Consider the following 21,853-nt stretch of genomic DNA (forward strand, 5'->3'; position numbering starts at 1 on the left):
TTCAGGTCGGGGTAACCAACGCATCCGAGGCGAAAATTCGATTAACGCCCGCGCAATGCTGTACATCGCAACCTGCGTGCAGGAATGCCAAGAGAGCGCGGGGATGCGGATCAAGGCTATTGCCAGGCATGAGGCCTGCACGCGGCATGGGGCGATGGCGTGAGCATGCATCGCTTGTTCGCCGAGCAGCTTCGCTGCGCAACCGATGCGGCCGGACGGGTCGACGTCCTCAAGCTGGGCGAGCTCGTCAGCGCGGCCTATGACGCGAGCGATCGCGACCGCCAGCGGATGACCGACGCACGCGCTCACACGTACGACGAGGTCAAGCTTGATCTGCTGCGAACCCAGGAATTCCTCGACACCATCGTCGAAAACATCCCGATCGCCGTCTTCGCGAAATGCGCGAAGGATTCCCGCTACATCCTGCTCAACCGGGCCGGCGAGGACTATTACGGCATTCCGCGCGAACAGATGCTGGGCCGGACGCCGGAGGAGATCTTTCCGGCCGACGTCGCCCGCGTGGTCAAAGAGCAGGACCGCCGTGTCGTCGCCAGCGGCATGCCGATGTTCCTCGAAGAGCATCTGCTCGACATCGGCGTCAAGGGCCACGACCGCGTCGTCAGTTCACGCAAGATGCTGATCACGGATGACGCCGGCGACCCGCAATACCTGGTCGGTGTGATCGAGGACGTCACCGAGCGCCTCAACACCCAGCAACGCATCAACCATCTTGCGCATCATGATGCGTTGACCGACCTGCCGAACCGCAGCGCCTTCAACGCCGTGCTCGGCGAACGGCTGGAGCGGGCCCAGGAAGGGGCGACCAGTTTTGCCGTGCTCAGCCTCGATCTCGACCGCTTCAAGGAAGTCAACGACGTGTTCGGCCACCCCGTCGGCGATCTGCTGATGCGGGCGGCGGCGGACCGGCTTGCCGAGGAAGCCGACGGCGCCTTCGTCGCCCGTATCGGCGGCGACGAGTTCATGATCCTGATGCCCGACGACATCAGCCGCGATGACGTTCTGGCACTCGCCGAACGCCTGGTCGAGAGCATCGGCCAGGAGCTGGAGGTCGACGACTATCTCTCCCATGTCGGCCTCAGCGTCGGCATCGCGTTTTATCCCGACGACGGCGTGAATGCCGCCACCCTGCTCGCCAACGCCGACTCGGCGCTTTATCGTGCCAAGCGCGAGGGCCGGGGCCGGGTGCGCTTCTTCGAATCCGAGATGGACCAGGAGCTGCGCGACCGCAGGCTGTTGCAGCACGATTTGCGACAGGCGCTGGAGCAGAACCAGTTCCTGGTCTACTTCCAGCCGCAGGCGCGGGTGGATGGCGAGGTCATCGGCTTCGAGGCTCTGCTGCGCTGGAACCATCCGACGCGGGGCTTCGTTTTGCCGGACCAGTTCATTCCGCTTGCCGAGGAGAACGGGCTGATCGTCCAGATCGGCGAATGGGTCTTGCGCGAAGCGTGCCGCGAGGCGGCTTCCTGGCCGCGGCCGCTGCAGGTCGCCGTCAATCTGTCGCCGATCCAGTTCCAGGCCGGCGATCTCGAACGTTCGATCCACCAGATCCTGCTGGAGACGGGGCTGACGCCGACGCGGCTCGAGGTCGAGATCACCGAGGGCGTGCTGATCGGCGATTTCACCCGCGCGCTCAATCTGCTGCGGCGGCTGAAGGCGCTCGGCATACGCATCGCGATGGACGATTTCGGCACCGGCTATTCGTCGCTGTCCTATCTCCAGTCGTTCCCGTTCGACAAGATCAAGATCGATCGCAGCTTCATCTCCAATCTCGAGGCGACGCCGCAATCGGCCGAGATCGTCCGCGCGGTCCTGAGCCTCGCGCACGCCCTGCATATCCCGGTCATTGCCGAGGGGGTGGAGACGGAAGCGCAGCGTGCCTTCCTGGCGCGGGAGGCCTGCGAGGAGATGCAGGGCTATCTGGTCGGCCGGCCCGCCCTGATCGAGCGCTATCTCGACCTGGTCGGCGTGACCGTGGAGCGCCGGCTCTACGCCTAGCCTTCGGGTCCAAGGCGCGTTTCATTTGGAACTTTGACCCGGACATATATTTCCTAACAACGAGCCGAGGTCGGGCGCGCGACGGGCGCAGCAAATCTTTTGCACAATCGCCATCGGCCTGACGCAAATCGGGGCAATAAGCTTTGTGAGTGCGAGGGAGGGTCTCATGGAGAACGTACGTCGCTACCGGGCGCTGGCGTCCCTCTGTCGTCAGCAGGCGGCCTACCGGCCGCTACAGAACTGGGAACTCCTCGGCCAGGCCGAACATTTCGAATATCTCGCCGAGGTCGAACTCAAGGCGCATTTCGACGCGTGCAATGTGCAACACGACGAGGGCGCCGCTGCGCCCACGACGTGGGAGACCCCGGTCGCGGCGTGACGGCGCCGGGCGGGCCCGGCTCAATGCGACATCAGCGTCGGCACCGTCATGGCCTGCAGCATGGCGCGGGTGACGCCGCCGAGAACGCGCTCCTGCAACCGCGAATGGCCGTAGCCGCCCATCACCAGGAGGTCGAGGCCCTCGTCGGCCGCCAGTGACAGGATGGTCGGCTGGATGTCGGCGCGCGTCGCCGACAGGCCGACCGTGCGGGTCGACAGTCCGCGCCGGCCGAGATGCCTTGCCAGACCGTTCGCTGAAGCTTCGTCGGAGACCGCGTCGGCCTCGTTGATGGTGATGATCACGATCGCATCGGCGCGCGCCAGGAACGGCGCGGCATCGTGCACGGCGCGGGCCGCGAGGCGGCTGCCGTCCCAACAGATCCCGATCCGTCCCGCCCTAAACGCTCCGTGGAAGGTGTAGGGCAGGAACAGCACCGGGCCGCCCGCCTGGAACAGGATCTCTCGCGGCACGTCGTTGTCGAACGAGCCTTGCCCCGGATCTGGCTGAAGCACGACGCTGAGGTCGTGCAACCGCGCCATCTCGCCGAGCGAGCCGGCCGCGTCCACCGGGATCGCGCCGAGCGGACGGCAGCCGTAGGAGATGCCGGCGTTCGCCGCTTCGATGCCAAACACCGCGAGCGCGGCCTCGGCCCGCTCCACCGCGCGCTCGCGCTCCAGTTCGAACACGGCCGCCACCGCGGCGCCGCCCTCCATCACGTAGGCCGCACTGGTTGCAACATAGCCGATCGCGACTGCGTCGAGATGGGCGTTGAACTGCGCCGCGAGCGAAATCGAGCCTTCGATCGCGCTGCGCATGGGGCGTTCGGTGGGGATGTGGACGAGAATGTCTTTGTACATGGCGCGCCTCCGATGAACATCATCCGGTGGCCGCAGTTTTCCACTGTCCGAAGGACCCGCGTTGAGCTGCATCAATTGCGCAGGGGACGACTTCCGCGGGCCCGCGCGCATTCTTTGCCAAGATTTAATCGGATGGACGGGACGTCGTAAGGTGACGATGGCCATGTTGGAGGCAAGGCGACACTTTATCCAACATGGACATTTCGACATGAACGATCGCGTCAATTCCGACACCACGTCCCGCAAGATCCTGAGGCCGCGCCGGCTTGCGCTGCTCGGCACCGTGGCCGCGCTCGGCGTGGCCGTGCTCGCGGCTGCTCCCGGCTCTTCGCCGTTCGGTCCGGGCTCCTTCATTACCCCGGCCCAGGCCGCCGAATCCGCCGCGACCCCGCCGGGCTTCGGTGACCTGGTCAGCAAGGTCAAACCCGCCGTCATCTCGGTGCGGGTCAAGATCGACCAGGACAACGACAAGAGCGCGATGCTGCAGCAGAACCGGATGGATCAGGACGAGGACACCCCGTTCGACCAGTTCTCGCGGCAGTTCGGCTTCCGCGGCCCGGGCGGCATGAACGGCATGCCGCGCCAACGCCATCAGATGATCACGGGCGAAGGCTCCGGCTTCTTCATCTCCGCCGACGGCTATGCCGTGACCAACAACCACGTCGTCGACCACGCCGAGTCGGTGCAGGTGACCATGGATGACGGCACGAGCTACACCGCCAAGGTCGTCGGCACCGATCCGAAGACCGATCTCGCGCTGATCAAGGTCGACGGCAAGAAGGACTTCCCGTTCGTCAAATTCTCCGACCAGAAGCCGCGCATCGGCGACTGGGTGGTCGCGGTCGGCAATCCCTTCGGCCTCGGCGGCACCGTGACCGCCGGCATAGTCTCCGCCAGCGGCCGCGACATCGGCAACGGCCCCTATGACGACTTCATCCAGATCGATGCGCCCATCAACAAGGGCAATTCCGGCGGCCCGGCCTTCGACATGAGCGGCAACGTGATCGGCGTGAACACTGCGATCTTCTCGCCCTCCGGCGGTTCGGTCGGCATCGGCTTCGACATTCCGGCCTCGACCGCAAAGCTCGTCGTCGCGCAGCTGAAGGACAAGGGCGCCGTGACCCGTGGCTGGCTCGGCGTGCAAGTGCAGCCGGTCACCGCCGAGATTGCCGAAAGCCTCGGGCTGAAGGAGGCGCGCGGTGCGATCGTCGACAATCCGCAGGATGGCAGCCCGGCGGCGAAGGCCGGCATCGAGGCGGGTGACGTCATCACCGCCGTCAACGGCACCGCGATCAAGGATTCCCGCGACCTCGCCCGCACGATCGCGACCCTTGCGCCGGGCACGTCCGTGAAGCTCGACGTCTTCCACAAGGGCGACAGCAAAACGGTGACGCTCGCGCTCGGCGAACTGCCGAACCAGCGGCAGGCCCAGGGAGACCTCAAGACGGGTGAGGCCAAGACGCAGTCGAACGCCGACACGCCGCGCCTCGGTCTTGCTTTGGCTCCGGCCGGTGACGTCCAGGGCGCTGGCCAGAAGGGCGTTGTCGTCACCGAAGTCGATCCGCAAGGGCCGGCGGCGCAGCGCGGCATCCAGACCGGCGACGTCATCCTCAATGTCGGCGGCAAGGCCGTCGCCAATGTCGGCGATGTCCGTTCCGAGCTGGCGCAGGCCAAATCGTCCGGCAAGCGCAGCGTGCTGTTGCAGGTCAGAAGCGCGCAGGCGACCCGCTTCGTCGCGGTGCCACTCGCCTGAGGCGAACGTCGATCGGCATGGATCAAGAAAGGCGGCCCTCGTGGCCGCCTTTTTCGTTCGCCTTCAGGACTCCCGGGAGGCGATCGATAACATTCTCGTTAACGGCAGCGACGATGACGCGGTTCGTCCGAAAAAGCCGTGTTCGCTCATCAAAGTTCCGACTCGTGCAGGTCGCCGGCGGCAACGATGCCGCCGGGACCAGTTGCAAGCGTGGAACTTCGAACTTGCCGCCGGCTTCTGGAACTGGCCGCTGGTTCGCATTTGATCGGTGCCGACATGGATCGATTGAAGCTCTCGCTGAGGAGGGCGCTACTCGTGGCGCCAATCGTGCTCTGGGGCGGAAACGCCCTCGGGCGGGACGACGGCCGCTACGCGGACTCACCCCTGAAGCCATGGTTCGACAGCCTGCGCAGCCACCTTGGTCCGTGCTGCTCGGATGCGGATGGTTTTGCCGTCGCCGATCCCGACTGGGAGTCGCATAACGGGCATTATCGCGTGCGTCTCGACGGCGAGTGGATCGAGGTGCCGGACGAAGCCGTCATCACCGAGCCGAACCGGGCCGGCCGCACCATGGTGTGGCCGGTGAAGACCGCGTTCGGCGTTTCGATCCGCTGCTTCATGCCGGGCAGCATGATCTGACACGGGCCAAGTCAGCGCTTGCTGGATTTGCGCTTCGACGATTTCTTGGTTGTCCTCTTCTTGGTCGTCCTCTTCTTGGACGTCTTCTTGGCAGCCTTCTTCGGGACCTTCTTGCCCTTCTTGCGCGCCTTCGAGAGTCCGATCGCGATCGCCTGCTTGCGACTCTTCACGCGTCCGCCACGGCCTTTGCGACCGCTCTTTGCCGTGCCCTTCTTGTAGCGGCGCATCTCGCTTTCGACATCGCTGCCGGAGCTGCGTGAGTAGCGGCGCTTCTTTGCCTTGCGTGCCATGCATGTTCTCCCTTGGCCGGGGAGAACCATTCGACACGGGCATGGTTCCGAAGGACGCGGACAGCGTTCCAGGCGCAGCCTAGAAGGAATTCGCCAGCTCGATCTCCGCTTCCAGCACCTGAATGCGCCGTGCGGCCTCGGTGAAGGACAGATCGCGCGCATATTGTGCTGGCTGATACGCTTCTTCACTCAGCCGTTTCAGCCTCAGCCCCTGCGTCCGCGTCATCTGCTCGGCGAGGAAAACCCTGGCGTCGTATTTGCCTTGAACCTGCATGTCGCTTCTCCGTCCTGAAATCGTGACTTGACTATATGTTCTTATTTTGTTCTAACAAGCCATGGACAATAGAATTAATGAAATTCGACGTAAAATCAGCGCCTTGAGGGTTGAGATGGCCGGCGTCGAGGCCTCCGTGCGCGATCTCATCAACGGCGACCGCGATTGCGTCCAGCAGGCCCTGGCGCAGATGGATCTGCGCCGGAAGGTCAATTTGCTGATCGGCGAATGGAAGGCTGCCGGCGGCGGCGATGTCCTGCCTGACGTTCGCGACCGGGTGCGCCTTCGTCTCGTGAAGACAGCCGGCAATCCCGAGCGCGCGAGCACGCGGCGCTGAAACCTTTTGGGGGGGCGTCGTGGAGGAAGACCCCGACACTTACCGGATCTTGAGGTTGCGCGCCGAGATTCTCGAATTGGGCTCTGCCATCCGGCAATTGCAGCGTGCGGGGCTCGACGATGCTGCGGCCCAACTTCTGATCGGACGCAAGCGGGCGCAGCTCGAGCAACTCGTGAAGAGGAATTCTGCGAGCCGCGCGCTCAACTCTGAGACGCGTCGCCCGTAACGAGCTGACGCGGGCGCTCGACGATGTGGCGCTCGATTGCCGACCCGCATCAAGAAACAAGAAAAAAGCCCCGCGTTGCCGCGGGGCTTTTGATGTCATGTCGGCCTGAGCTCACTTGGTATTGCTCATGCCCTTGCTGCTCTTGTTCGTCATGGTGCCGCCCTGGTCCGAGCCGGGACCGGAGCCGCCCTGGCCGGAAGGATCCGCGCCCTTCGAGGCCTTGGTGTTGGCGCCCGTGGTCTGCGAGGACGACATTGATGATCCGTGTTTGGCCTTGTGCGACTTGGCCTGTGCGGCGAGCGGCGCGGCGGCGAGGCCGGTGGCCAGCATTGCGGTGAGAACGAGCTTTGCCGTTGTCATGCGGGGAACTCCCTGAGTTAAATTGACGCAGGCAGCCAACCGCTATTTGCCGAAGGAGTTCCCGACAATCGCATCTGCCGCGCCGCACGCACGCTTCAAGATTGCTTGTCCTCTGCGAGGATGAACACGACGCCGGTGAGTGTCGCGCCGATCGCGAACGTCGTCACCAATGTGAGGGCGAAGACGATTGCGGCCTGGCTTCCGCCGTGATCGAGCAGCCTGGCGACGGCGGGATTGGACAGGATCAGCGCGAGGCTGAAGGCGAGGCCGAGGGCTGCCCCCATCATCGCATGCGTCATCAGCTTGATGAGGCCGGTGGGAGAGATCAAGTCCGACGACTTTTTTGCGCGCATGGGAACTGCATCCCGACTGGCATGCAAACGCGGGCGATATTCACCGGTTCCAAACGCATGAAGGATTTGTCATCACCGGCTTCATCCGACGTTCATGCCGGGCCTGCGAGGATAAGCGTCGGCAAAACGGGAACATTCGATATGGGTAAGGTAGTCTTTCTTTACCGCTCGCTGGCCTATCGCAACGCGGCTGCGGACATGCTGCGCAAGGCCCGCAAACTGCCGCGCGGTGCGGACCGAAGTGCGGCCCGCCGCTACGCGAGGGCGCTACGCGATCTCGCTCAGACGGAAGCCTGGCTCGAAGGACGCCTCGCCGAGGAAGTGCGGCCGCCGCGGCAAACCAGGATGGCGGCGTCGGGCTAAAGCATGATCCGGAAAAGTGCGCAGCGGTTTTCCGAAGAGATCATGCTCAAACGGCAGACCAAAGCGCGATGACGATTCATCCTGATCGCATCGCGCTTTAGCCCGAGGCGCGTTGCAATTCGGCTGAGCTGGGGGCGTCGAATTTTCCGGAGGCGGTCGTCGCCGTCTTGCGTGTCAGCGGCACCTTGAGGCGGCACAACAGTCCTTCGGCTCGCCAATCGAATTGCGCCTGTCCACCGAGCTGGGACTCGACGCTCGCAAGCAGGCTCCGCGTGCCGAAGCCGCGCGATTTCGGCGTCATGACGAGCGGACCGCCGGATTCCTCCCAGCTCAGCGTCAGCAGATGGTCCTCGACCTGCCAGCCGATCGTGAGCCGTCCCGACCTGGTCGAGAGTGCGCCATACTTGGCCGAGTTGGTGAAGAGCTCGTGCAACGCGAGCGCCAGCGTCTGAGCCGTCGCCGGCACCAACTGGACCTCCGGACCCGCCAATACGATCTGTCCGCCGAGCGAATAGGGCGCAAGCTCCTCGTCGATCAGCTTGGAGAGCTCCGCGCCCTGCCAGCTCGACAGCGACAGGATCGTGTGCACGCGCGCCAGCGCATTGATGCGTCCCTCGACGGCGTTGACATAGGCCTTGACCTCGTCGGCGCGGGTGAGGCGGACGATCGACTGCGCCAGCGCCAGCGCATTCTTGGCGCGGTGATCGACTTCCCGCGCCAGCAAATTCTGCCGTTCCTCGGCCCGCTTGCGTTCGGTGATGTCCACGGTGACACCGCTCACGCGCACGACGCGACCGCTGTCGTCGACCGTCGCGGCCGCCGTGCCGACGCACCAGCGCACCTCGCCGTCGGGCCGCACAATGCGGAACTCGGTCTCATAGGCCCGCGTGCCCTTGTTGAATTCGGCGATCGCCTTGCGCAACTGATCGACGTCGTCGGGATGCAACAGCGCCTGAACGTTGGGCGGATTGACCTCGAAGCTCTCCGGGCCGACGCCAAAGATGCGATATTGCCCCTCGTCCCACATCCAGTCGCCGCTGATCCAGTCCCAATCCCAGGAGCCCATCTTGCCGGCGGCGATGGCCATGCTGCGCCGCTGCTCGCTTTCGCGCAGCTTCGCGGTGGAGTTCTCCAGTTCCGCCGTGCGCGCGCGGACGCGATCCTCGAGCTCCTGGTTCAGCCGTTCCAGCTCGCGGGTCTTGCGGTAGAGCTCGGCAAACACCTTGATCTTGGCACGCAGCACCTCCGGCACGACCGGGACCGGCACGTAGTCGACCGCGCCCATCTCGTAGCCGCGCAATCGGTCGATGTCGCTGACCTGGATGGCGGAGATGAAGATCATCGCGGTCTTCTGGAAGCGCGGATGCTCGCGGATCATCGCGGCGAGCTCGAAGCCGTCGAGCTCGGGCATGCAGACGTCGACCAGGATCACCGCGATCTCGGTCTTGAGCAGCACCTCCAGCGCCTCGCGGCCGGACGAAGCGATCACGAGGTTCTCGCCGAGTTCCTTCAGGATCACCTCATAGGCGAGCAGCTTGGCCGGCTGGTCGTCGACGAGCAGGATGTTGACCTTTTCGTGGTCCATTCGCGGGCCCAACTCAGCGGTGCAGCCACATGCGGATCGCAAGCAGCAATTGATCGGTGTTGACGGGTTTGGCGAGGTAATCGGACGCGCCGGCTTCGAGGCATTTTTCCCGGTCACCCTTCATCGCCTTGGCGGTCAGCGCGATGATCGGAAGGCGGGCGAAGGCCGGGTTTTCGCGAATGACGCCGATGGTCTGGTAGCCATCCATCTGCGGCATCATGATGTCCATCAGAACGATGGCGATCTCCGGATTGGATTCGACCAGGGTGACCGCCTCACGGCCGGTCGTGGCGGTCAGTACCTTCATGCCGCGCCGTTCCAGCACGCTCGACAGCGCGAAGATGTTGCGGGCGTCGTCGTCGACGAGAAGCGCAGTCTTGCCGATCAAATCCTCGTCGGAACTGTTCAGCTTCTCCAGCATGCGCTGCTTCTCGACCGGAAGCTCCGTGATCACGCGGTGCAGGAACAGCGCGGTCTCGTCGAGCAGACGCTCCGGCGATTCCACGCCCTTGACCACGATGCTGCGCGCCATGGTGTGGAGTTCCGCATCCTCCTCCGCTGAAAGCTCGCGGCCGGTGAAGACGACGACCGGGACGTTGGACAGCGCCTCGTCGTTGCGGATCTGGTCCAGCACCTCGAAGCCGCTCATGTCGGGCAGCCTGAGGTCGAGCACCACGCAGTCGCAGGGCGCCTCGCGCAGCGTCGAGAGCGCGCCGGCGCCGGTGTCGGTCGTCACGATCTCGATGTCGTCGTGGTGCAGCAGCTCGCGAATCGAAAGCTGCTCGGCCTCGTTGTCCTCGACGATCAGGAGCCGCTTGCGCCTGGGACGCGCATATTCCTTGATCTGCGTCAGCGCGGCCGAGACGCCTTCGGTCGTCGTCGGCTTGTTGACGAAGGAGAACGCGCCACGCGCCAGCGCATGCTGGCGGTCCTCGTCGAGCGTGATGATTTGCACGGGGATGTGGCGCGTCAGCGGATTGTGCTTGAGCTGGCTCAGCACCGTCCAGCCGAGCATGTCGGGCAGGAACACGTCGAGCGAGACTGCTCTCGGCTGGTACTGCTTGGCAAGCTCCAGCGCCTCCGCACCGCGGGCGGCGACCAGAACCTTGAATCCCTTGTCGCGCGCGAGGTCGACCAGCACACGCGCGTAATGCGGGTCGTCCTCGACGATCAGGAGGATGCTGTCGCCAGGCTCGAGGTTGAGCCGGTCGTCGGGAAGCTGCTCGATGACGCGCTGCTGCTCCGGCGCGGCCGGCTGCAGCGCCGGCGGCTGGTTGTATTGCTGCGGCGCAGGTGCGGCGCGCGGTGCGAGCGTCGGGCCGGAATATTTGAGCGGCAGATACAGCGTGAACGAGGAGCCTTTGCCGGGCGAGCTGCGCAGATGAATCTCACCGCCGAGCAGGCTTGCCAGTTCGCGGCTGATCGCAAGCCCAAGGCCGGTGCCGCCATATTTCCGGCTGGTGCCGGCATCGGCCTGCTGGAATGCCTCGAAGATCAGCTTCTGCTTCTCCACGGGAATGCCGATGCCGGTGTCGGACACTTCGAACGCGATCACGGCCGGCGCGGAGTTCAGCACCGGGTGATCCGTTCCCCAGCCGCCGACCGCGGCGGTGACATTCAGGCGCACCTCGCCTTCGGCGGTGAACTTGAAGGCGTTGGAGAGCAGGTTCTTCAGCACCTGTTGCAGGCGCTTGGAGTCGGTGACGATGCTGCGTGGGAGGGCCGGATCGACGTCGATCTTGAATGACAGATTGCGGTTGTCCGCCTCATGCCGGAACGGCCGTCCGACGGTCTCCAGCAGGTTCGCGGTCAGGATTTCCTCCGCATCGACCGTCACCGTGCCGGATTCGATCTTGGACAGATCCAGAATGTCGCTGATGAGATTGAGCAGGTCGGTGCCGGCGCCGTGGATCGTGCGGGCGAATTCGACCTGCTTGGCCGAGAGGTTGCCGTCCGGATTGTCGGTGAGCTGCTGTCCGAGGATCAGGATCGAGTTCAGCGGCGTGCGCAGCTCGTGGCTCATATTGGCGAGGAATTCGGACTTGTACTTCGAGGTGAGCGCGAGCTCGGTGGCCTTTTCCTCCAGGGCGCGGCGGGCCTGCTCGATCTCCTGATTCTTGCGCTCGACCTCGACGTTGCGCTCGGCGAGCTGCTGCGCCTTCTGTTCGAGCTGGTCGTTGGTCTGCTGCAATTCGCGCTGCTGGGTCTGGAGTTCGCCGGCGAGCTGCTGCGACTGCTTGAGCAGGCCTTCGGTCTGCATGGTCGCTTCGATCGAATTGAGCACGATGCCGATGGAGTCGGTGAGCTGCTCCAGGAAAGTCATCTGCGAGGTCGTGAAGGAGACGAGCGAGGCGAGCTCGATCACGGCCTTGACCTGGCCTTCGAACAGCACCGGTAGCACGACGAGGTTCTTCGGCGCGACGCGGAACAGCGCCGAGTTGATCGGCACCGCGTCGGATGGAATGTCGGCGACCACGCGCGGCCGCTTGTCGAGCGCGCACTGGCCGATCAAGCCGTCGCCGAACTGCAGCACGCGCTGATACGGGTAGATGCCGTCACTGGCATAGGAGGCCAGCAGCAGGAGCTGCGGATTGTCCTCGCTCTCGACCTGGTAGATCACGCCGGTATGGGCGTTCACCAGCGGCGACAGCTCGGTGAGCAGCAGCCGGCCCACCGTGGTGAGGTCGCGCTGGCCTTGCAGCATGTTGGTGAATTTGGCGAGGTTGGTCTTCAGCCAGTCCTGCTCGGTGTTCACGTCCGTCGTGAGACGGAGATTCGTGATCATCGTGTTGATGTTGTCTTTCAGCTCGGCGAGCTCGCCGCGGGCGTCGACCTGGATCGACCGCGTCAGATCGCCTTTGGTCACGGCGGTCGCGACTTCCGCGATCGCGCGCACCTGCGAGGTGAGGTTGGCCGCGAGCAGGTTGACGTTACCAGTGAGGTCCTTCCAGGTGCCGGCGGCGCGGGGCACGTCGGCCTGGCCGCCGAGCCGGCCTTCGACGCCGACCTCGCGCGCCACCGACGTCACCTGGTCGGCGAAGGTCGCGAGCGTCTCGGTCATGTTGTTGATGGTATCGGCGAGAGCGGCGACTTCGCCCTTGGATTTCACAGTGAGGTTCTGCTTGAGGTCGCCGTTGGCGACCGCGGTCACAACCTTGACGATGCCGCGGACCTGCTCGGTCAGGTTCGCCGCCATGAAGTTGACGGTGTCGGTGAGATCCTTCCAGGTGCCGGCGACGCCGGGCACCTGGGCCTGGCCGCCGAGCTCGCCCTCGGTGCCGACCTCGCGCGCCACGCGCGTGACTTCGCCGGCGAAGGCGTTGAGCTGGTCCACCATGGTGTTGATGGTGTTCTTCAGCTCGAGGATTTCGCCCTTCACGTCCACGGTGATCTTGCGGGACAAGTCACCGCGCGCAACGGCGGTGGTGACTTCGGCGATGTTACGCACTTGCGTGGTCAGGTTCGCCGCCAGCAGGTTGACGTTGTCGGTGAGGTCCTTCCAGGTGCCGCCGACGCCGGGCACGACGGCCTGACCGCCGAGCCGGCCTTCGGTGCCGACCTCGCGCGCCACGCGCGTCACTTCGGCGGCGAAGGAGCGGAGCTGCTCGACCATGGTGTTCAGGGTGTCCTTGAGCAGCAGGATCTCGCCGCGCACGTCCACCGTGATCTTCTTCGACAAATCGCCGCCGGCGATCGCGGTCGCGACCTCGGCGATGTTGCGAACCTGGGCCGTCAGGTTCGAGGCCATGAAGTTGACGTTGTCGGTGAGGTCCTTCCAGGTGCCGGCGACGCCGGACACTTCGGCCTGACCGCCGAGCTTGCCTTCGGTGCCGACTTCGCGCGCGACGCGGGTGACTTCGCCGGCGAACGCATTGAGCTGGTCCACCATGGTGTTGATGGTGTTTTTAAGCTCGAGGATTTCGCCCTTCACGTCCACGGTGATCTTGCGGGACAAGTCGCCGCGCGCGACGGCCGTGGTGACTTCGGCGATGTTGCGGACCTGGGCGGTGAGGTTGCCCGCCATCGAGTTCACGCTGTCGGTGAGGTCTTTCCAGGTGCCGGCGACGCCCGGCACGTTGGCCTGTCCGCCGAGGCGGCCTTCGGTACCGACCTCGCGCGCCACGCGCGTCACCTCGCCCGCGAAGCGGTTGAGCTGGTCGACCATCGTGTTCAGCGTGTCCTTGAGCTGCAGGATCTCGCCGCGCACGTCCACGGTGATCTTGCGCGACAGGTCGCCGCCGGCGATCGCGGTCGCGACCTCGGCGATGTTGCGGACCTGGGCGGTGAGGTTGCCCGCCATCGAGTTCACGGAGTCGGTCAAGTCCTTCCAGGTGCCGGCGACGCCGGGCACGCCGGCCTGGCCGCCGAGCTTGCCGTCGGTGCCGACCTCGCGCGCGACGCGCGTGACTTCGCCGGCGAAGGCGTTGAGCTGGTCGACCATGGTGTTGAGCGTTTCCTTCAGCTGAAGGATTTCGCCCGACACGTTCACCGTGATCTTCTTCGACAAATCGCCCTTGGCGACCGCGGTCGCGACTTCGGCGATGTTGCGGACCTGGCCAGTGAGGTTCGAGGCCATCGAGTTGACGGAGTCCGTCAAGTCTTTCCAGGTGCCGCCGACGCCGCGCACGACGGCCTGGCCGCCGAGCTTGCCTTCGGTGCCGACCTCGCGGGCGACGCGCGTCACCTCGCCGGCGAAGGCGTTGAGCTGGTCCACCATGGTGTTGATGGTGTCCTTCAGCTCCAGAATCTCGCCGCGCACGTCCACGGTGATCTTCTTCGACAAGTCGCCGCCGGCAACGGCGGTGGTCACCTCGGCGATGTTGCGGACCTGGGCGGTCAGGTTCGACGCCATCGAGTTGACGCTTTCGGTGAGGTCCTTCCAGGTGCCGGCGACGCCGAGCACGTTGGCCTGGCCGCCGAGCCGGCCCTCGGTGCCGACTTCGCGCGCCACGCGCGTGACTTCGCCGGCAAACGCGTTGAGCTGGTCGACCATGGTGTTGAGCGTCTCCTTCAGCTGAAGGATTTCGCCCGAGACGTTCACCGTGATCTTCTTCGAGAGGTCGCCGCTCGCGATGGCCGTTGCGACGTCGGCGATGTTGCGGACCTGCGCGGTCAGGTTCGAGGCCATGAAGTTGACGTTGTCGGTGAGGTCCTTCCAGGTGCCGGCGACGCCGGGCACCTGCGCCTGGCCGCCGAGCTTGCCTTCGGTGCCGACCTCGCGCGCCACCCGCGTCACTTCCGAGGCGAACGAGTTGAGCTGGTCCACCATGGTGTTGATGGTGTCCTTCAGCTCCAGGATCTCGCCGCGCACGTCCACGGTGATCTTGCGCGACAGGTCGCCGCGCGCCACGGCGGTGGTGACGTTGGCGATGTTGCGGACCTGTGCGGTCAGGTTGCCGCACATCGCGTTGACGGAGTCGGTCAGGTCCTTCCAGGTGCCGGCGACGCCTGGCACGATCGCCTGGCCGCCGAGCTTGCCGTCGGTGCCGACCTCGCGCGCGACGCGCGTCACTTCGGAGGCGAAGGAGCGGAGCTGGTCCACCATCGTGTTGATGGCTTCCTTGAGCTGAAGGATCTCGCCGCGGACGTCGACCGTGATTTTCTTGGAGAGGTCGCCGTTGGCGACCGCGATCGTCACCTCGGCGATGTTGCGAACCTGGTTGGTCAGGTTGTTCGCCATCGAGTTGACGCTCTCGGTGAGGTCCTTCCAGACGCCGGTCACCTCAGGCACCTGGGCCTGGCCGCCGAGCTTGCCTTCGGTGCCGACCTCGCGCGCCACGCGCGTCACCTCGGAGGTGAACACGCCGAGCTGCTTGATCATGGTGTTGACGATGGTCGCCGACTGCAGGAATTCGCCCCGGAGCGGACGGCCATCGACGTCGAGCTTGACGGTCTGAAGCAGGTCGCCTTGCGCCACCGCGGCGACCGCACGCGTCACCTCGCGGGTCGGCCACAACAGATCGTCGATCAGCGTGTTGACGGAGCCTTCCATGTCGGCCCAGGAGCCCGAGGCGAGGCCGAATTTCACGCGCTGGCGGGTCTTGCCTTCGCGGCCGACCACCTGGCCGACCAGCTCGAGCTGTTGCGCCATGCGCTGGTTGGCGGCGATGATTTCATTAAAAGTGTCGGCAATCTTGCCGTCGATGCCGAGATAGTCGCCGCTCATGCGGACGGAGAAATCGCCACTGCGCATGGCCTGCAGGGCGAGCAGCAACTCGGCCCGGGAATCCGGATCCGATACTCCGTTGGGTTTTGGCTTTGGGACGCGACGACCGGACCGTGATGCAGATCCGGGATCGAGGTCGCTCATACTGATTCCCCCGCAGGTGTCGGCCGAATCCAAGGCCAGACGCGATTGGTCAACATAGAGCGTCAGCCAAATTCGAAATCAAGCGCCAACGTTGCGGCGCCAGCAAATGGAACCTGCTTTGCTCAGCCCGGCAAATATAACCACGATCCGCGGAATTGGTTCCATACGAACTCGAAAAGAGCTGGCGTCCGCGATCCCGCGGCCCGTCCATCCGTCACCGCCATCCTTCGGAACGAGCGCCAAGCCTCGCGGTTAGCCCGCAAAGACAGGGAGAACGGATATGAAAGCAGGACTTGCCGCGATCGTCGTCATGCTGTTTGCCGGGTCAGCCTTGGCGCAGGGCGGAGCGCCCAGCGGGCGCGGGGCGGTGACCGGCGATCCCGCCGCGAGCTCCGCCAGCCCGAGGGCGGATACACCGACCACGGGGGCGGCGACCCGGTCGAACCCGAGCGGCAGCGGCACCTCGTCTTCGGGCGGCAGGGACGACAATGGCGATGCGGGCCGGGACCGGATGCCGGAGAGCGACCGGACCGTGCGACCGCAGAGCCAGCAACATAAATAGATTGGGCTACTTGTCCGCCATGGTGCGCCCGGCGTCCTTGACCTGCGCACGCAGCATCGGGAGCTGCTCGCGCGCAAACGTTGCGAGCGCCGCGTTGTCGGGCGCCTTCAGGTAGCGTTCGAGCAGCTCGATGGCCGATTCATATTCGGGAATCTGCGAGGCATAGAAGCTTCGGACGTAAGTCGGTCCGTCCGACGTTTCAGGCTCGACCAGGCCGGCGCTGATCGACGTCGTCTTGCCGACGCGCGGCTCCGCGCCGATCGCCTCCTGGATCTGCTTCAGCGCCTTGTCGCGCTTGGCAGCTTCCTCGGCACGCAAGGCGGCGAGGTTCTTGACCTCGGCGTTGCCCTTCAGATCGGTGCTCTCCAGGAGGCCTTGCTGGAAGCGGCTGAAATCATAGAGGCCGCTGATGACGTCGGTTGCGCTCGGAGGGCGGTCGCCAGATTTTCGATCACCGGTGCTGTCGGCAAGCGCTGCGGCGCTGATGAATGCCAGGACGATCGCGACAGGAACTCGCATCGATATCAAACAGCCAATGGCGGGCGAAGTTCCCTGAACATTACGATCCGGCAAGCTGGTTGCGACGCGAGAGTTCCGTCCCCACGTCTTCAAGATGAAACAGTCTGACATCTTCAGGGATAATGCCGACAACTGTCTTCAGCTCGCTGAGCGCGCCGAGGGACAACCCGCCCACAAGCGCTTTTCGCGCATGGCGGACGCCTGGACGGCGCTCGCTCACGAGCAGGATTGGCTCGATGGCGAAATTCCGCCGGTCGTGGTGCGTTTCCCTCAAAAGCGGGATGCGTGAGGGCTCTTCTTTTGCGGATCCGCGTGTGAGACCGCTCACGGAAACCAAGTGACCAATCCAGGATGATCAGGGAATAGTCGATCGCGTTGGTTTTCGCTTCCAGAAGGAGGTTTTGTAATGGCTCCACGTCTGGCTCTTCTTTCACTCATTCTCGCCTTTGGTGTCTCGGTTGCGTTCGCGACGGTGACGACGGTGCGTCAGGTTCATCAGGAGAACGCATCGGCTGCAGTCCGGGCGGCGCACAGTTAAAGCGCGATGAGATTTGGCTGAACGTCATCGCGCTTTAGGTTGCTGGTTAAGCATGACCTTTTCGGAAAACCGCTGCGCACTTTTCCGGATCATGCTTTAGCGCCGCGCCGGAACATTCGACGCCGCAGTGCGTAACCGCTTCGACACATCAGAGAGAGGCGAAGCACATCATGGCCCATTCCGACCACGGCATCGTCAAGGACAAACGGGCGGAGGAACAGCCGCGCGACAAGCAGCGCGCGCAGTCCGTGCACAAGACGGATCCGCAAAAGACGGGTTCGAAAGGCTCACCGTCGCGGGAGGCAACGCGCGATCCCAAGCTGAACGACAACAGCAAAACCCCGGGCTCAGGCATGACGCCGGACGATTCCGGCGACGCGCCGAGCGGCTAACATCGCATCGCGTTTTAAACGCAACGGATTAGCACGAGGAACGAATCCTCGCGCGAGGCGTCGACAGGTTGCTTCCGGTTGTCATGCCCCCGGTGCGCCGGAAGTAATCTCCAAGGACGGCCCTGGCACCCACCGTGCCGGGGTCGTTCGCTTGTCGAGACGCTTCCTGTAGGTCAGCCCCCGGTGCCGTTCTCGGGATCTTCCTGCGTATGTCCGTCGGGCCCGCGGCCGAACACGCCGAAGCTGCTCGACTTCACACCCGCGGCTGCGTCGACGCCGACGGCGGCCAATCCGAACTTGAGCAATTCGCGAACTGCTGCCGCCCGGGTCGGCATGCGATGTTTGAACCGGAAATCGTCAACGGCGGCCAGTTCTTCCGGCGAGAGCATGACCTGAAGGCGCTCGGCGCGAAGGTCGTTCATGGTCGATCACGCAAATTGAGTAGGTTGAGTAGGTTGAGTAGGTTACTCAACAAACCAACTTGGCTGGAGTTCCACAAGAGTCGAAAAAGACGCCAAATGAGTAAGAAAGTGTAGCAAAAACAATGAGTTATTATTGAAACGACTTTCGCGGTGGCGCATTCTCATGGAAAGGGAGAGAAGCCATGACTGACGAAGTCAGGTTGCCCCGTAAGCTTTCCGAAGAGCCGGAAGCCGGAAAGCCGGTGCGTCCCAGCCACCAGAAGGTCATCGAACAAGTCGAGCGCTGGGCCAACAGCCCGGGGCTGCAGCCACCGAGGACGGAAGATGCGAAGACGATCTGAGCCACATACATTCGAGCAGCGTCTCGGGGCGCAGAAGCTGCGGCTCGAGCACGAGCTGTCGGGCCTGCCGGACGGCCCCCAGCGCGAAATTGTTCTCGCGCGCATCGATCAGCTTCAGACGGCCGCCGAGATGTATGGTTTTCTAAAGCTACGGGAAGAGGCTGCGGCCCCTCGCTGATGGCCCCATGCGTTCGGTCTGCGTGGTGCGCGAGGTGATGCGAAGCTTTCGTCGCAGCCACCATGCCGACACCGACACGGCCGCCCATACCAGGATGGCGGCGATGAACGCCCCGATCACGGTTTTCGAAACCACGAGGTAAAAGACTGCAGCGAATGCCGCCAGGCCGATGCTTCCCAGGCCGGCACCGGCGGCATCGACGGCTGCGGCCTGCCGCCCGCGTCTGTCTCCGCTGAGGCCGGCCTTTTCCTTGGCGCGGCGCTCATGGCTTTCGATCAGCGTTGCGCTGGCGCAGAAGATGGCGGGGAGCGCGAGGAACAGGCCGCCGACGGAGACGCCGAAACCTGTGGTCACGGCCCCCGCGAGCACCGTCGCCAGTCCGCCGAGCAGAAAGCGGATACCATACTCGTACCACCGCGTCTGTTTGAGCGCCGATGAAGACAGTTTGACCAGCATCAGGCAGCACCTCCGAAACCCGCGAGCAGAGCAAAGGCGACGACGAGCCATGCGGCAAAAGCGAGGATGGTGGCTGGCAGTGCGGAGAAGTGAAACCTCATCAGGAGATGGCAGACGACGATGCTGTAGCAGCCGAGTGCGATGGCACCATAGATCATCGTCCAGCTTTCGGCGGCGACATATTGCGGGCCGTGCTGGACGACGGCGATGCTGAGGGTGGCCAGCGCGACCGACGGCGCCGCGCCGAGCAGGCCGGCGAAGCTCTTTGGTCGCAGCATGTCGCCCAGGATCGCGAAGGCAGAGACGATCAGGCCGCCGGCGATGAAGCGCAGGAGATATTCGGTCATGACCGGACCCGCGAGGCTTTAGGCTGCCGCTTCGCCAGCGTGAACGGCCTGAACAGTCGCTCGATGGCGACGCCAAGCGTAAAGCCCGCCACCACATCGCTGGCCCAATGCGCAAGCACCACGACGCGCGTCAACGACAGCGCCACGGCAAGGACGCGGACCGCCCGACGACGGGCAGGCGGCAACAGGCCGGCCGCCGAGGCGAGAGCGCCCATATGCACGGCGTGACCGGAGGGAAATGCGTCGCGGGATCGGCCCGAGAAGGGGACGCCGCGCCAATGGCCGGTGACCGTCAGCCGGTCCGGCCTGGTCTGATCGAACACGGACTTCAGGACATGCGGCAGGATGGCTGTCGCCAGCGAGACCATCAGAACGTGATCTGCAACGGGACGCTGCTGCGGGTGCCGCAGCCGGGTATAGAGCCATCCCGCAGCGGCCAGCGCGATGAGCACATGCTCGTCGGCACCCCAGGTCAATGTCTGGGCGGCATGCTCGAGCCCCGAGTTGGTGTTGTGTGCGATCTCGTTCGCGATCGCCGTGTCGATCCGGAAGGGTTTGACTGTTACGAGCGCCATCGGTCAGCAGGCGAGATGTTCTCAATGACAAATTCGTAAAGCCTGGAAACAAGGAAGGTTCCTGGGCTCGGCCGCGTGGCATCGGGCCCGCGGCGCTGCGACTATGGCTGCCCGGATCCGCCGGCAGCGCCATAGACCTGGCCGGTCGCATAGCTGGCGTCGGCGGCGGCAAGCTGCACGTAGATCGAGGCGAGCTCGACCGGCTGGCCGGGGCGGCCGAGCGGCGTCATGCCGCCGAATTTTTCGAGCTTCTCCATCGTGGCGCCGCCGGAGACCTGAAGCGGCGTCCAGATCGGCCCCGGCGCCACGCCGTTGACGCGGATGCCCTTCGACGCCAGCTGCTTGGCCAGCGCCTTCACATAGTTCATCGTCGCCGCCTTGGTCTGCGCATAATCGTAGAGATCGGGCGAGGGATCGTAAGCCTGCTCGGAGGTCGTGCCGATGATGCAGGATCCGGGCTTGAGATGCGGCAGCGCCGCCTTGATGATCCAGAACGGCGCGTAGATGTTGGTCTTCATGGTCGCGTCGAAGTCCTCCGAGGAGATGTCGAGGATGGAGGCGCGCGCCTGCTGCCGGGCGGCATTGTTGACGATGATGTCGAGACCGCCAAGGCCTTGCACGGTCTGCTCGACCAGCCTTTTGCAGAAGGCTTCCTCCTGGAGATCGCCGGGGATCGCCAGCCCGGTGCGTCCTTCCTTCTTGATCAGCGCGATCACCTCCTGCGCATCCGGCTCTTCTGCCGCCAGATAATTGATGGCGACATCGGCGCCTTCGCGCGCATATGCAATGGCGGCGGCGCGGCCCATGCCGGAATCCCCGCCGGTGATCAACGCCTTGCGGCCGGCGAGCCGACCGGAGCCCTTGTAACTGGTCTCGCCATGGTCCGGCCGCGGCTCCATCTTGCCGGCGAGGCCCGGCCAGGGCTGCGACTGCTTCTTGAACGGCGGCTTCGGATAGCGGCCGACGGGATCGATCAGCGCCTGCTCGGCCATGTGCGAATCTCCTTTCGCGGTCGAAGACGCCAGCGTAGCCGCGGCGAGCTTTATGCTCGCGGCGCGAACGACGTGCCGGCGGGATCTTGAGGTCCTGTCCTGCTGCGCCATAATGCTCTCCGCGATGCTTGTGATCTCAAGGCGCGGAGACAGGCATCATTGCCAGGACGCAGAGGACGCCGGCCAAGCCGGCACCTCGTTCGACGTTTACTACTTCGCCTGGCCGACGCTCGGCGCCTTGCCGAGCTCCTTGGCCATGTCGAGATGGTGCTTGAGCGCCGGCAGCGTCTTGCCGGCCCAATCCTTCAGCGCGGAATTGTCACCGCCCTTGGCGTAGCGCTCGAACAGCGACACGGCATCCTCATGGGCGCTCACCTGATAGGAATTGTAGTCCGAGCTGAAATCCTTGCCGTTCGCGCTCTTGAGCTTGTCGAGCTTGCTCTGGTGCGAGCTGTCGAGCGCCGTCGGAAGGGTCGCCTGCACCTTGCCGTCACCGACGAGGCCCTTGAGCTCGGTGCTGGTCTTGGTGTGGTCGGTCACCATCTGTTGCGCGAAACTCTTCTCCTGCGCGTTGCCCTTCTGCTGGGCGAGCTTGCTCGACTCGATCTCGAACATGTCGCTGATGGCGACCTGCTTGACGAAGTCGGCAGTCGTGGGCGCGACGCCGAGCGCCGAATTGACGCCGGTCTTCTCGCCAAGAGATTGGGCGAGCGCTGGCCCTGCCACAAGCACGCAGGCAAGGGCGATGATGGTACGTTTCATGGTTCGGTCCCTCCGAGTGGGGCGCGC

General features: G+C 64.6%; 26 protein-coding genes. 12 read left to right on the forward strand and 14 right to left on the reverse strand.

Going from position 1 to position 21,853, the window contains the following annotated elements; translation table 11 throughout:
• The first annotated feature begins 165 nt into the window (after positions 1-165).
• On the forward strand, positions 166-2,016 hold the full coding sequence (locus tag RAD04_RS37245; RefSeq protein WP_461627797.1) for a putative bifunctional diguanylate cyclase/phosphodiesterase: 1,851 nt from the start codon (positions 166-168) through the stop codon (positions 2,014-2,016).
• A gap of 166 nt (positions 2,017-2,182) precedes the next feature.
• A complete protein-coding gene (locus RAD04_RS37250; protein WP_461627761.1) occupies positions 2,183-2,395 on the forward strand; it encodes a hypothetical protein in 213 nt (70 codons plus the stop codon).
• Between the two features lie 20 nt (positions 2,396-2,415).
• Here RAD04_RS37250 and RAD04_RS37255 read toward each other — a convergent pair whose 3' ends face one another.
• Positions 2,416-3,252 (reverse strand): universal stress protein, encoded by an 837-nt coding sequence (locus tag RAD04_RS37255; protein WP_461627762.1) that lies wholly within the window; start codon positions 3,250-3,252, stop codon positions 2,416-2,418.
• Between the two features lie 208 nt (positions 3,253-3,460).
• On the opposite strand from RAD04_RS37255, the gene RAD04_RS37260 reads away from it, so the two are divergent.
• The 3 genes from RAD04_RS37260 to RAD04_RS37270 are packed head-to-tail and all read left to right on the forward strand — an operon-like array spanning position 3,461 to position 5,644.
• The gene (locus RAD04_RS37260; RefSeq protein WP_461627763.1) at positions 3,461-5,005 is read left to right on the forward strand and encodes a Do family serine endopeptidase; all 1,545 of its coding nucleotides are present in this window, start codon (positions 3,461-3,463) and stop codon (positions 5,003-5,005) included.
• Between the two features lie 40 nt (positions 5,006-5,045).
• On the forward strand, positions 5,046-5,270 hold the full coding sequence (locus RAD04_RS37265) for a hypothetical protein (RefSeq protein ID WP_461627764.1): 225 nt from the start codon (positions 5,046-5,048) through the stop codon (positions 5,268-5,270).
• A gap of 11 nt (positions 5,271-5,281) precedes the next feature.
• Positions 5,282-5,644: a hypothetical protein gene (locus RAD04_RS37270; protein ID WP_461621649.1), complete on the forward strand. Its 363-nt coding sequence runs from the start codon at positions 5,282-5,284 to the stop codon at positions 5,642-5,644.
• A gap of 11 nt (positions 5,645-5,655) precedes the next feature.
• Here RAD04_RS37270 and RAD04_RS37275 read toward each other — a convergent pair whose 3' ends face one another.
• Complete coding sequence (locus RAD04_RS37275) at positions 5,656-5,934, reverse strand: DUF6496 domain-containing protein (RefSeq protein WP_461621648.1); 279 nt, start codon at positions 5,932-5,934, stop codon at positions 5,656-5,658.
• A 79-nt stretch (positions 5,935-6,013) separates the two neighbouring features.
• Positions 6,014-6,208, reverse strand: coding sequence for a DUF3072 domain-containing protein (locus RAD04_RS37280; protein WP_461627765.1), 195 nt, complete (start codon positions 6,206-6,208; stop codon positions 6,014-6,016).
• Positions 6,209-6,323: 115 nt separating this feature from the next.
• On the opposite strand from RAD04_RS37280, the gene RAD04_RS37285 reads away from it, so the two are divergent.
• Together RAD04_RS37285 and RAD04_RS37290 are read left to right on the forward strand one after the other, a co-directional pair.
• Positions 6,324-6,545, forward strand: a complete 222-nt coding sequence (locus tag RAD04_RS37285; RefSeq protein WP_091964782.1) for a hypothetical protein — start codon at positions 6,324-6,326, stop codon at positions 6,543-6,545.
• Positions 6,546-6,564: 19 nt separating this feature from the next.
• Positions 6,565-6,771: a hypothetical protein gene (locus RAD04_RS37290; RefSeq protein ID WP_461627766.1), complete on the forward strand. Its 207-nt coding sequence runs from the start codon at positions 6,565-6,567 to the stop codon at positions 6,769-6,771.
• Between the two features lie 111 nt (positions 6,772-6,882).
• Here RAD04_RS37290 and RAD04_RS37295 read toward each other — a convergent pair whose 3' ends face one another.
• Positions 6,883-7,131: a hypothetical protein gene (locus tag RAD04_RS37295; protein ID WP_038972655.1), complete on the reverse strand. Its 249-nt coding sequence runs from the start codon at positions 7,129-7,131 to the stop codon at positions 6,883-6,885.
• A 95-nt stretch (positions 7,132-7,226) separates the two neighbouring features.
• Entirely contained in the window at positions 7,227-7,484 is a 258-nt protein-coding gene (locus tag RAD04_RS37300; RefSeq protein ID WP_461627767.1) for a hypothetical protein, read from the reverse strand.
• 141 nt (positions 7,485-7,625) lie between these two features.
• Here RAD04_RS37300 and RAD04_RS37305 point away from each other — a divergent pair, with 141 nt between their 5' ends.
• Entirely contained in the window at positions 7,626-7,847 is a 222-nt protein-coding gene (locus RAD04_RS37305) for a hypothetical protein (RefSeq protein WP_461627768.1), read from the forward strand.
• A gap of 97 nt (positions 7,848-7,944) precedes the next feature.
• On the opposite strand, the gene RAD04_RS37310 is transcribed toward RAD04_RS37305, so the two are convergent.
• Entirely contained in the window at positions 7,945-9,432 is a 1,488-nt protein-coding gene (locus RAD04_RS37310; RefSeq protein ID WP_461627769.1) for an HWE histidine kinase domain-containing protein, read from the reverse strand.
• A 13-nt stretch (positions 9,433-9,445) separates the two neighbouring features.
• Positions 9,446-15,742 carry a HAMP domain-containing protein gene (locus RAD04_RS37315; RefSeq protein WP_461627770.1) on the reverse strand — a complete coding sequence of 2,099 codons (6,297 nt, stop codon included), beginning with the start codon at positions 15,740-15,742 and terminating at the stop codon, positions 9,446-9,448.
• 280 nt (positions 15,743-16,022) lie between these two features.
• Here RAD04_RS37315 and RAD04_RS37320 point away from each other — a divergent pair, with 280 nt between their 5' ends.
• The gene (locus RAD04_RS37320; RefSeq protein WP_461627771.1) at positions 16,023-16,304 is read left to right on the forward strand and encodes a hypothetical protein; all 282 of its coding nucleotides are present in this window, start codon (positions 16,023-16,025) and stop codon (positions 16,302-16,304) included.
• Positions 16,305-16,310: 6 nt separating this feature from the next.
• On the opposite strand, the gene RAD04_RS37325 is transcribed toward RAD04_RS37320, so the two are convergent.
• On the reverse strand, positions 16,311-16,823 hold the full coding sequence (locus tag RAD04_RS37325) for a DUF4142 domain-containing protein (RefSeq protein WP_461627772.1): 513 nt from the start codon (positions 16,821-16,823) through the stop codon (positions 16,311-16,313).
• 94 nt (positions 16,824-16,917) lie between these two features.
• Here RAD04_RS37325 and RAD04_RS37330 point away from each other — a divergent pair, with 94 nt between their 5' ends.
• Together RAD04_RS37330 and RAD04_RS37335 are read left to right on the forward strand one after the other, a co-directional pair.
• The gene (locus RAD04_RS37330) at positions 16,918-17,112 is read left to right on the forward strand and encodes a hypothetical protein (protein WP_018321739.1); all 195 of its coding nucleotides are present in this window, start codon (positions 16,918-16,920) and stop codon (positions 17,110-17,112) included.
• A 419-nt stretch (positions 17,113-17,531) separates the two neighbouring features.
• A complete protein-coding gene (locus RAD04_RS37335) occupies positions 17,532-17,753 on the forward strand; it encodes a hypothetical protein (protein ID WP_028144043.1) in 222 nt (73 codons plus the stop codon).
• Between the two features lie 173 nt (positions 17,754-17,926).
• On the opposite strand, the gene RAD04_RS37340 is transcribed toward RAD04_RS37335, so the two are convergent.
• On the reverse strand, positions 17,927-18,175 hold the full coding sequence (locus tag RAD04_RS37340) for a hypothetical protein (RefSeq protein ID WP_461627773.1): 249 nt from the start codon (positions 18,173-18,175) through the stop codon (positions 17,927-17,929).
• Between the two features lie 182 nt (positions 18,176-18,357).
• On the opposite strand from RAD04_RS37340, the gene RAD04_RS37345 reads away from it, so the two are divergent.
• Positions 18,358-18,516, forward strand: coding sequence for a hypothetical protein (locus RAD04_RS37345; protein ID WP_461627774.1), 159 nt, complete (start codon positions 18,358-18,360; stop codon positions 18,514-18,516).
• Positions 18,517-18,664: 148 nt separating this feature from the next.
• Here RAD04_RS37345 and RAD04_RS37350 read toward each other — a convergent pair whose 3' ends face one another.
• From RAD04_RS37350 to RAD04_RS37370, 5 genes are all read right to left on the reverse strand, one after another.
• Positions 18,665-19,150 (reverse strand): hypothetical protein, encoded by a 486-nt coding sequence (locus RAD04_RS37350; protein WP_461627775.1) that lies wholly within the window; start codon positions 19,148-19,150, stop codon positions 18,665-18,667.
• Positions 19,150-19,497 carry a DUF3147 family protein gene (locus tag RAD04_RS37355; protein ID WP_091964771.1) on the reverse strand — a complete coding sequence of 116 codons (348 nt, stop codon included), beginning with the start codon at positions 19,495-19,497 and terminating at the stop codon, positions 19,150-19,152. Before RAD04_RS37355 ends, RAD04_RS37350 begins: the two co-directional genes overlap by 1 nt.
• Entirely contained in the window at positions 19,494-20,072 is a 579-nt protein-coding gene (locus tag RAD04_RS37360; protein WP_461627776.1) for a phosphatase PAP2 family protein, read from the reverse strand. The genes RAD04_RS37355 and RAD04_RS37360 overlap by 4 nt, the downstream gene beginning before the upstream one ends.
• A gap of 101 nt (positions 20,073-20,173) precedes the next feature.
• Positions 20,174-21,064 (reverse strand): SDR family oxidoreductase, encoded by an 891-nt coding sequence (locus tag RAD04_RS37365; RefSeq protein ID WP_461627777.1) that lies wholly within the window; start codon positions 21,062-21,064, stop codon positions 20,174-20,176.
• A gap of 210 nt (positions 21,065-21,274) precedes the next feature.
• Positions 21,275-21,826, reverse strand: coding sequence for a DUF4142 domain-containing protein (locus tag RAD04_RS37370; protein WP_461627778.1), 552 nt, complete (start codon positions 21,824-21,826; stop codon positions 21,275-21,277).
• Positions 21,827-21,853 lie beyond the last annotated feature (27 nt).

The organism is Bradyrhizobium sp. 25ACV (assembly GCF_054863005.1).

Bases quoted from the DNA above. Each gene is read 5' to 3' on its own strand.
- RAD04_RS37245 (WP_461627797.1), top strand. From the start codon at position 166: ATGCATCGCTTGTTCGCCGAGCAGCTTCGCTGCGCAACCGATGCGGCC.
- RAD04_RS37250 (WP_461627761.1), top strand. From the start codon at position 2,183: ATGGAGAACGTACGTCGCTACCGGGCGCTGGCGTCCCTCTGTCGTCAG.
- RAD04_RS37255 (WP_461627762.1), bottom strand. From the start codon at position 3,252: ATGTACAAAGACATTCTCGTCCACATCCCCACCGAACGCCCCATGCGC.
- RAD04_RS37260 (WP_461627763.1), top strand. From the start codon at position 3,461: ATGAACGATCGCGTCAATTCCGACACCACGTCCCGCAAGATCCTGAGG.
- RAD04_RS37270 (WP_461621649.1), top strand. From the start codon at position 5,282: ATGGATCGATTGAAGCTCTCGCTGAGGAGGGCGCTACTCGTGGCGCCA.
- RAD04_RS37275 (WP_461621648.1), bottom strand. From the start codon at position 5,934: ATGGCACGCAAGGCAAAGAAGCGCCGCTACTCACGCAGCTCCGGCAGC.
- RAD04_RS37280 (WP_461627765.1), bottom strand. From the start codon at position 6,208: ATGCAGGTTCAAGGCAAATACGACGCCAGGGTTTTCCTCGCCGAGCAG.
- RAD04_RS37285 (WP_091964782.1), top strand. From the start codon at position 6,324: ATGGCCGGCGTCGAGGCCTCCGTGCGCGATCTCATCAACGGCGACCGC.
- RAD04_RS37295 (WP_038972655.1), bottom strand. From the start codon at position 7,131: ATGACAACGGCAAAGCTCGTTCTCACCGCAATGCTGGCCACCGGCCTC.
- RAD04_RS37300 (WP_461627767.1), bottom strand. From the start codon at position 7,484: ATGCGCGCAAAAAAGTCGTCGGACTTGATCTCTCCCACCGGCCTCATC.
- RAD04_RS37305 (WP_461627768.1), top strand. From the start codon at position 7,626: ATGGGTAAGGTAGTCTTTCTTTACCGCTCGCTGGCCTATCGCAACGCG.
- RAD04_RS37310 (WP_461627769.1), bottom strand. From the start codon at position 9,432: ATGGACCACGAAAAGGTCAACATCCTGCTCGTCGACGACCAGCCGGCC.
- RAD04_RS37315 (WP_461627770.1), bottom strand. From the start codon at position 15,742: ATGAGCGACCTCGATCCCGGATCTGCATCACGGTCCGGTCGTCGCGTC.
- RAD04_RS37320 (WP_461627771.1), top strand. From the start codon at position 16,023: ATGAAAGCAGGACTTGCCGCGATCGTCGTCATGCTGTTTGCCGGGTCA.
- RAD04_RS37325 (WP_461627772.1), bottom strand. From the start codon at position 16,823: ATGCGAGTTCCTGTCGCGATCGTCCTGGCATTCATCAGCGCCGCAGCG.
- RAD04_RS37330 (WP_018321739.1), top strand. From the start codon at position 16,918: ATGAAACAGTCTGACATCTTCAGGGATAATGCCGACAACTGTCTTCAG.
- RAD04_RS37335 (WP_028144043.1), top strand. From the start codon at position 17,532: ATGGCCCATTCCGACCACGGCATCGTCAAGGACAAACGGGCGGAGGAA.
- RAD04_RS37340 (WP_461627773.1), bottom strand. From the start codon at position 18,175: ATGAACGACCTTCGCGCCGAGCGCCTTCAGGTCATGCTCTCGCCGGAA.
- RAD04_RS37345 (WP_461627774.1), top strand. From the start codon at position 18,358: ATGACTGACGAAGTCAGGTTGCCCCGTAAGCTTTCCGAAGAGCCGGAA.
- RAD04_RS37350 (WP_461627775.1), bottom strand. From the start codon at position 19,150: ATGCTGGTCAAACTGTCTTCATCGGCGCTCAAACAGACGCGGTGGTAC.
- RAD04_RS37355 (WP_091964771.1), bottom strand. From the start codon at position 19,497: ATGACCGAATATCTCCTGCGCTTCATCGCCGGCGGCCTGATCGTCTCT.
- RAD04_RS37360 (WP_461627776.1), bottom strand. From the start codon at position 20,072: ATGGCGCTCGTAACAGTCAAACCCTTCCGGATCGACACGGCGATCGCG.
- RAD04_RS37365 (WP_461627777.1), bottom strand. From the start codon at position 21,064: ATGGCCGAGCAGGCGCTGATCGATCCCGTCGGCCGCTATCCGAAGCCG.
- RAD04_RS37370 (WP_461627778.1), bottom strand. From the start codon at position 21,826: ATGAAACGTACCATCATCGCCCTTGCCTGCGTGCTTGTGGCAGGGCCA.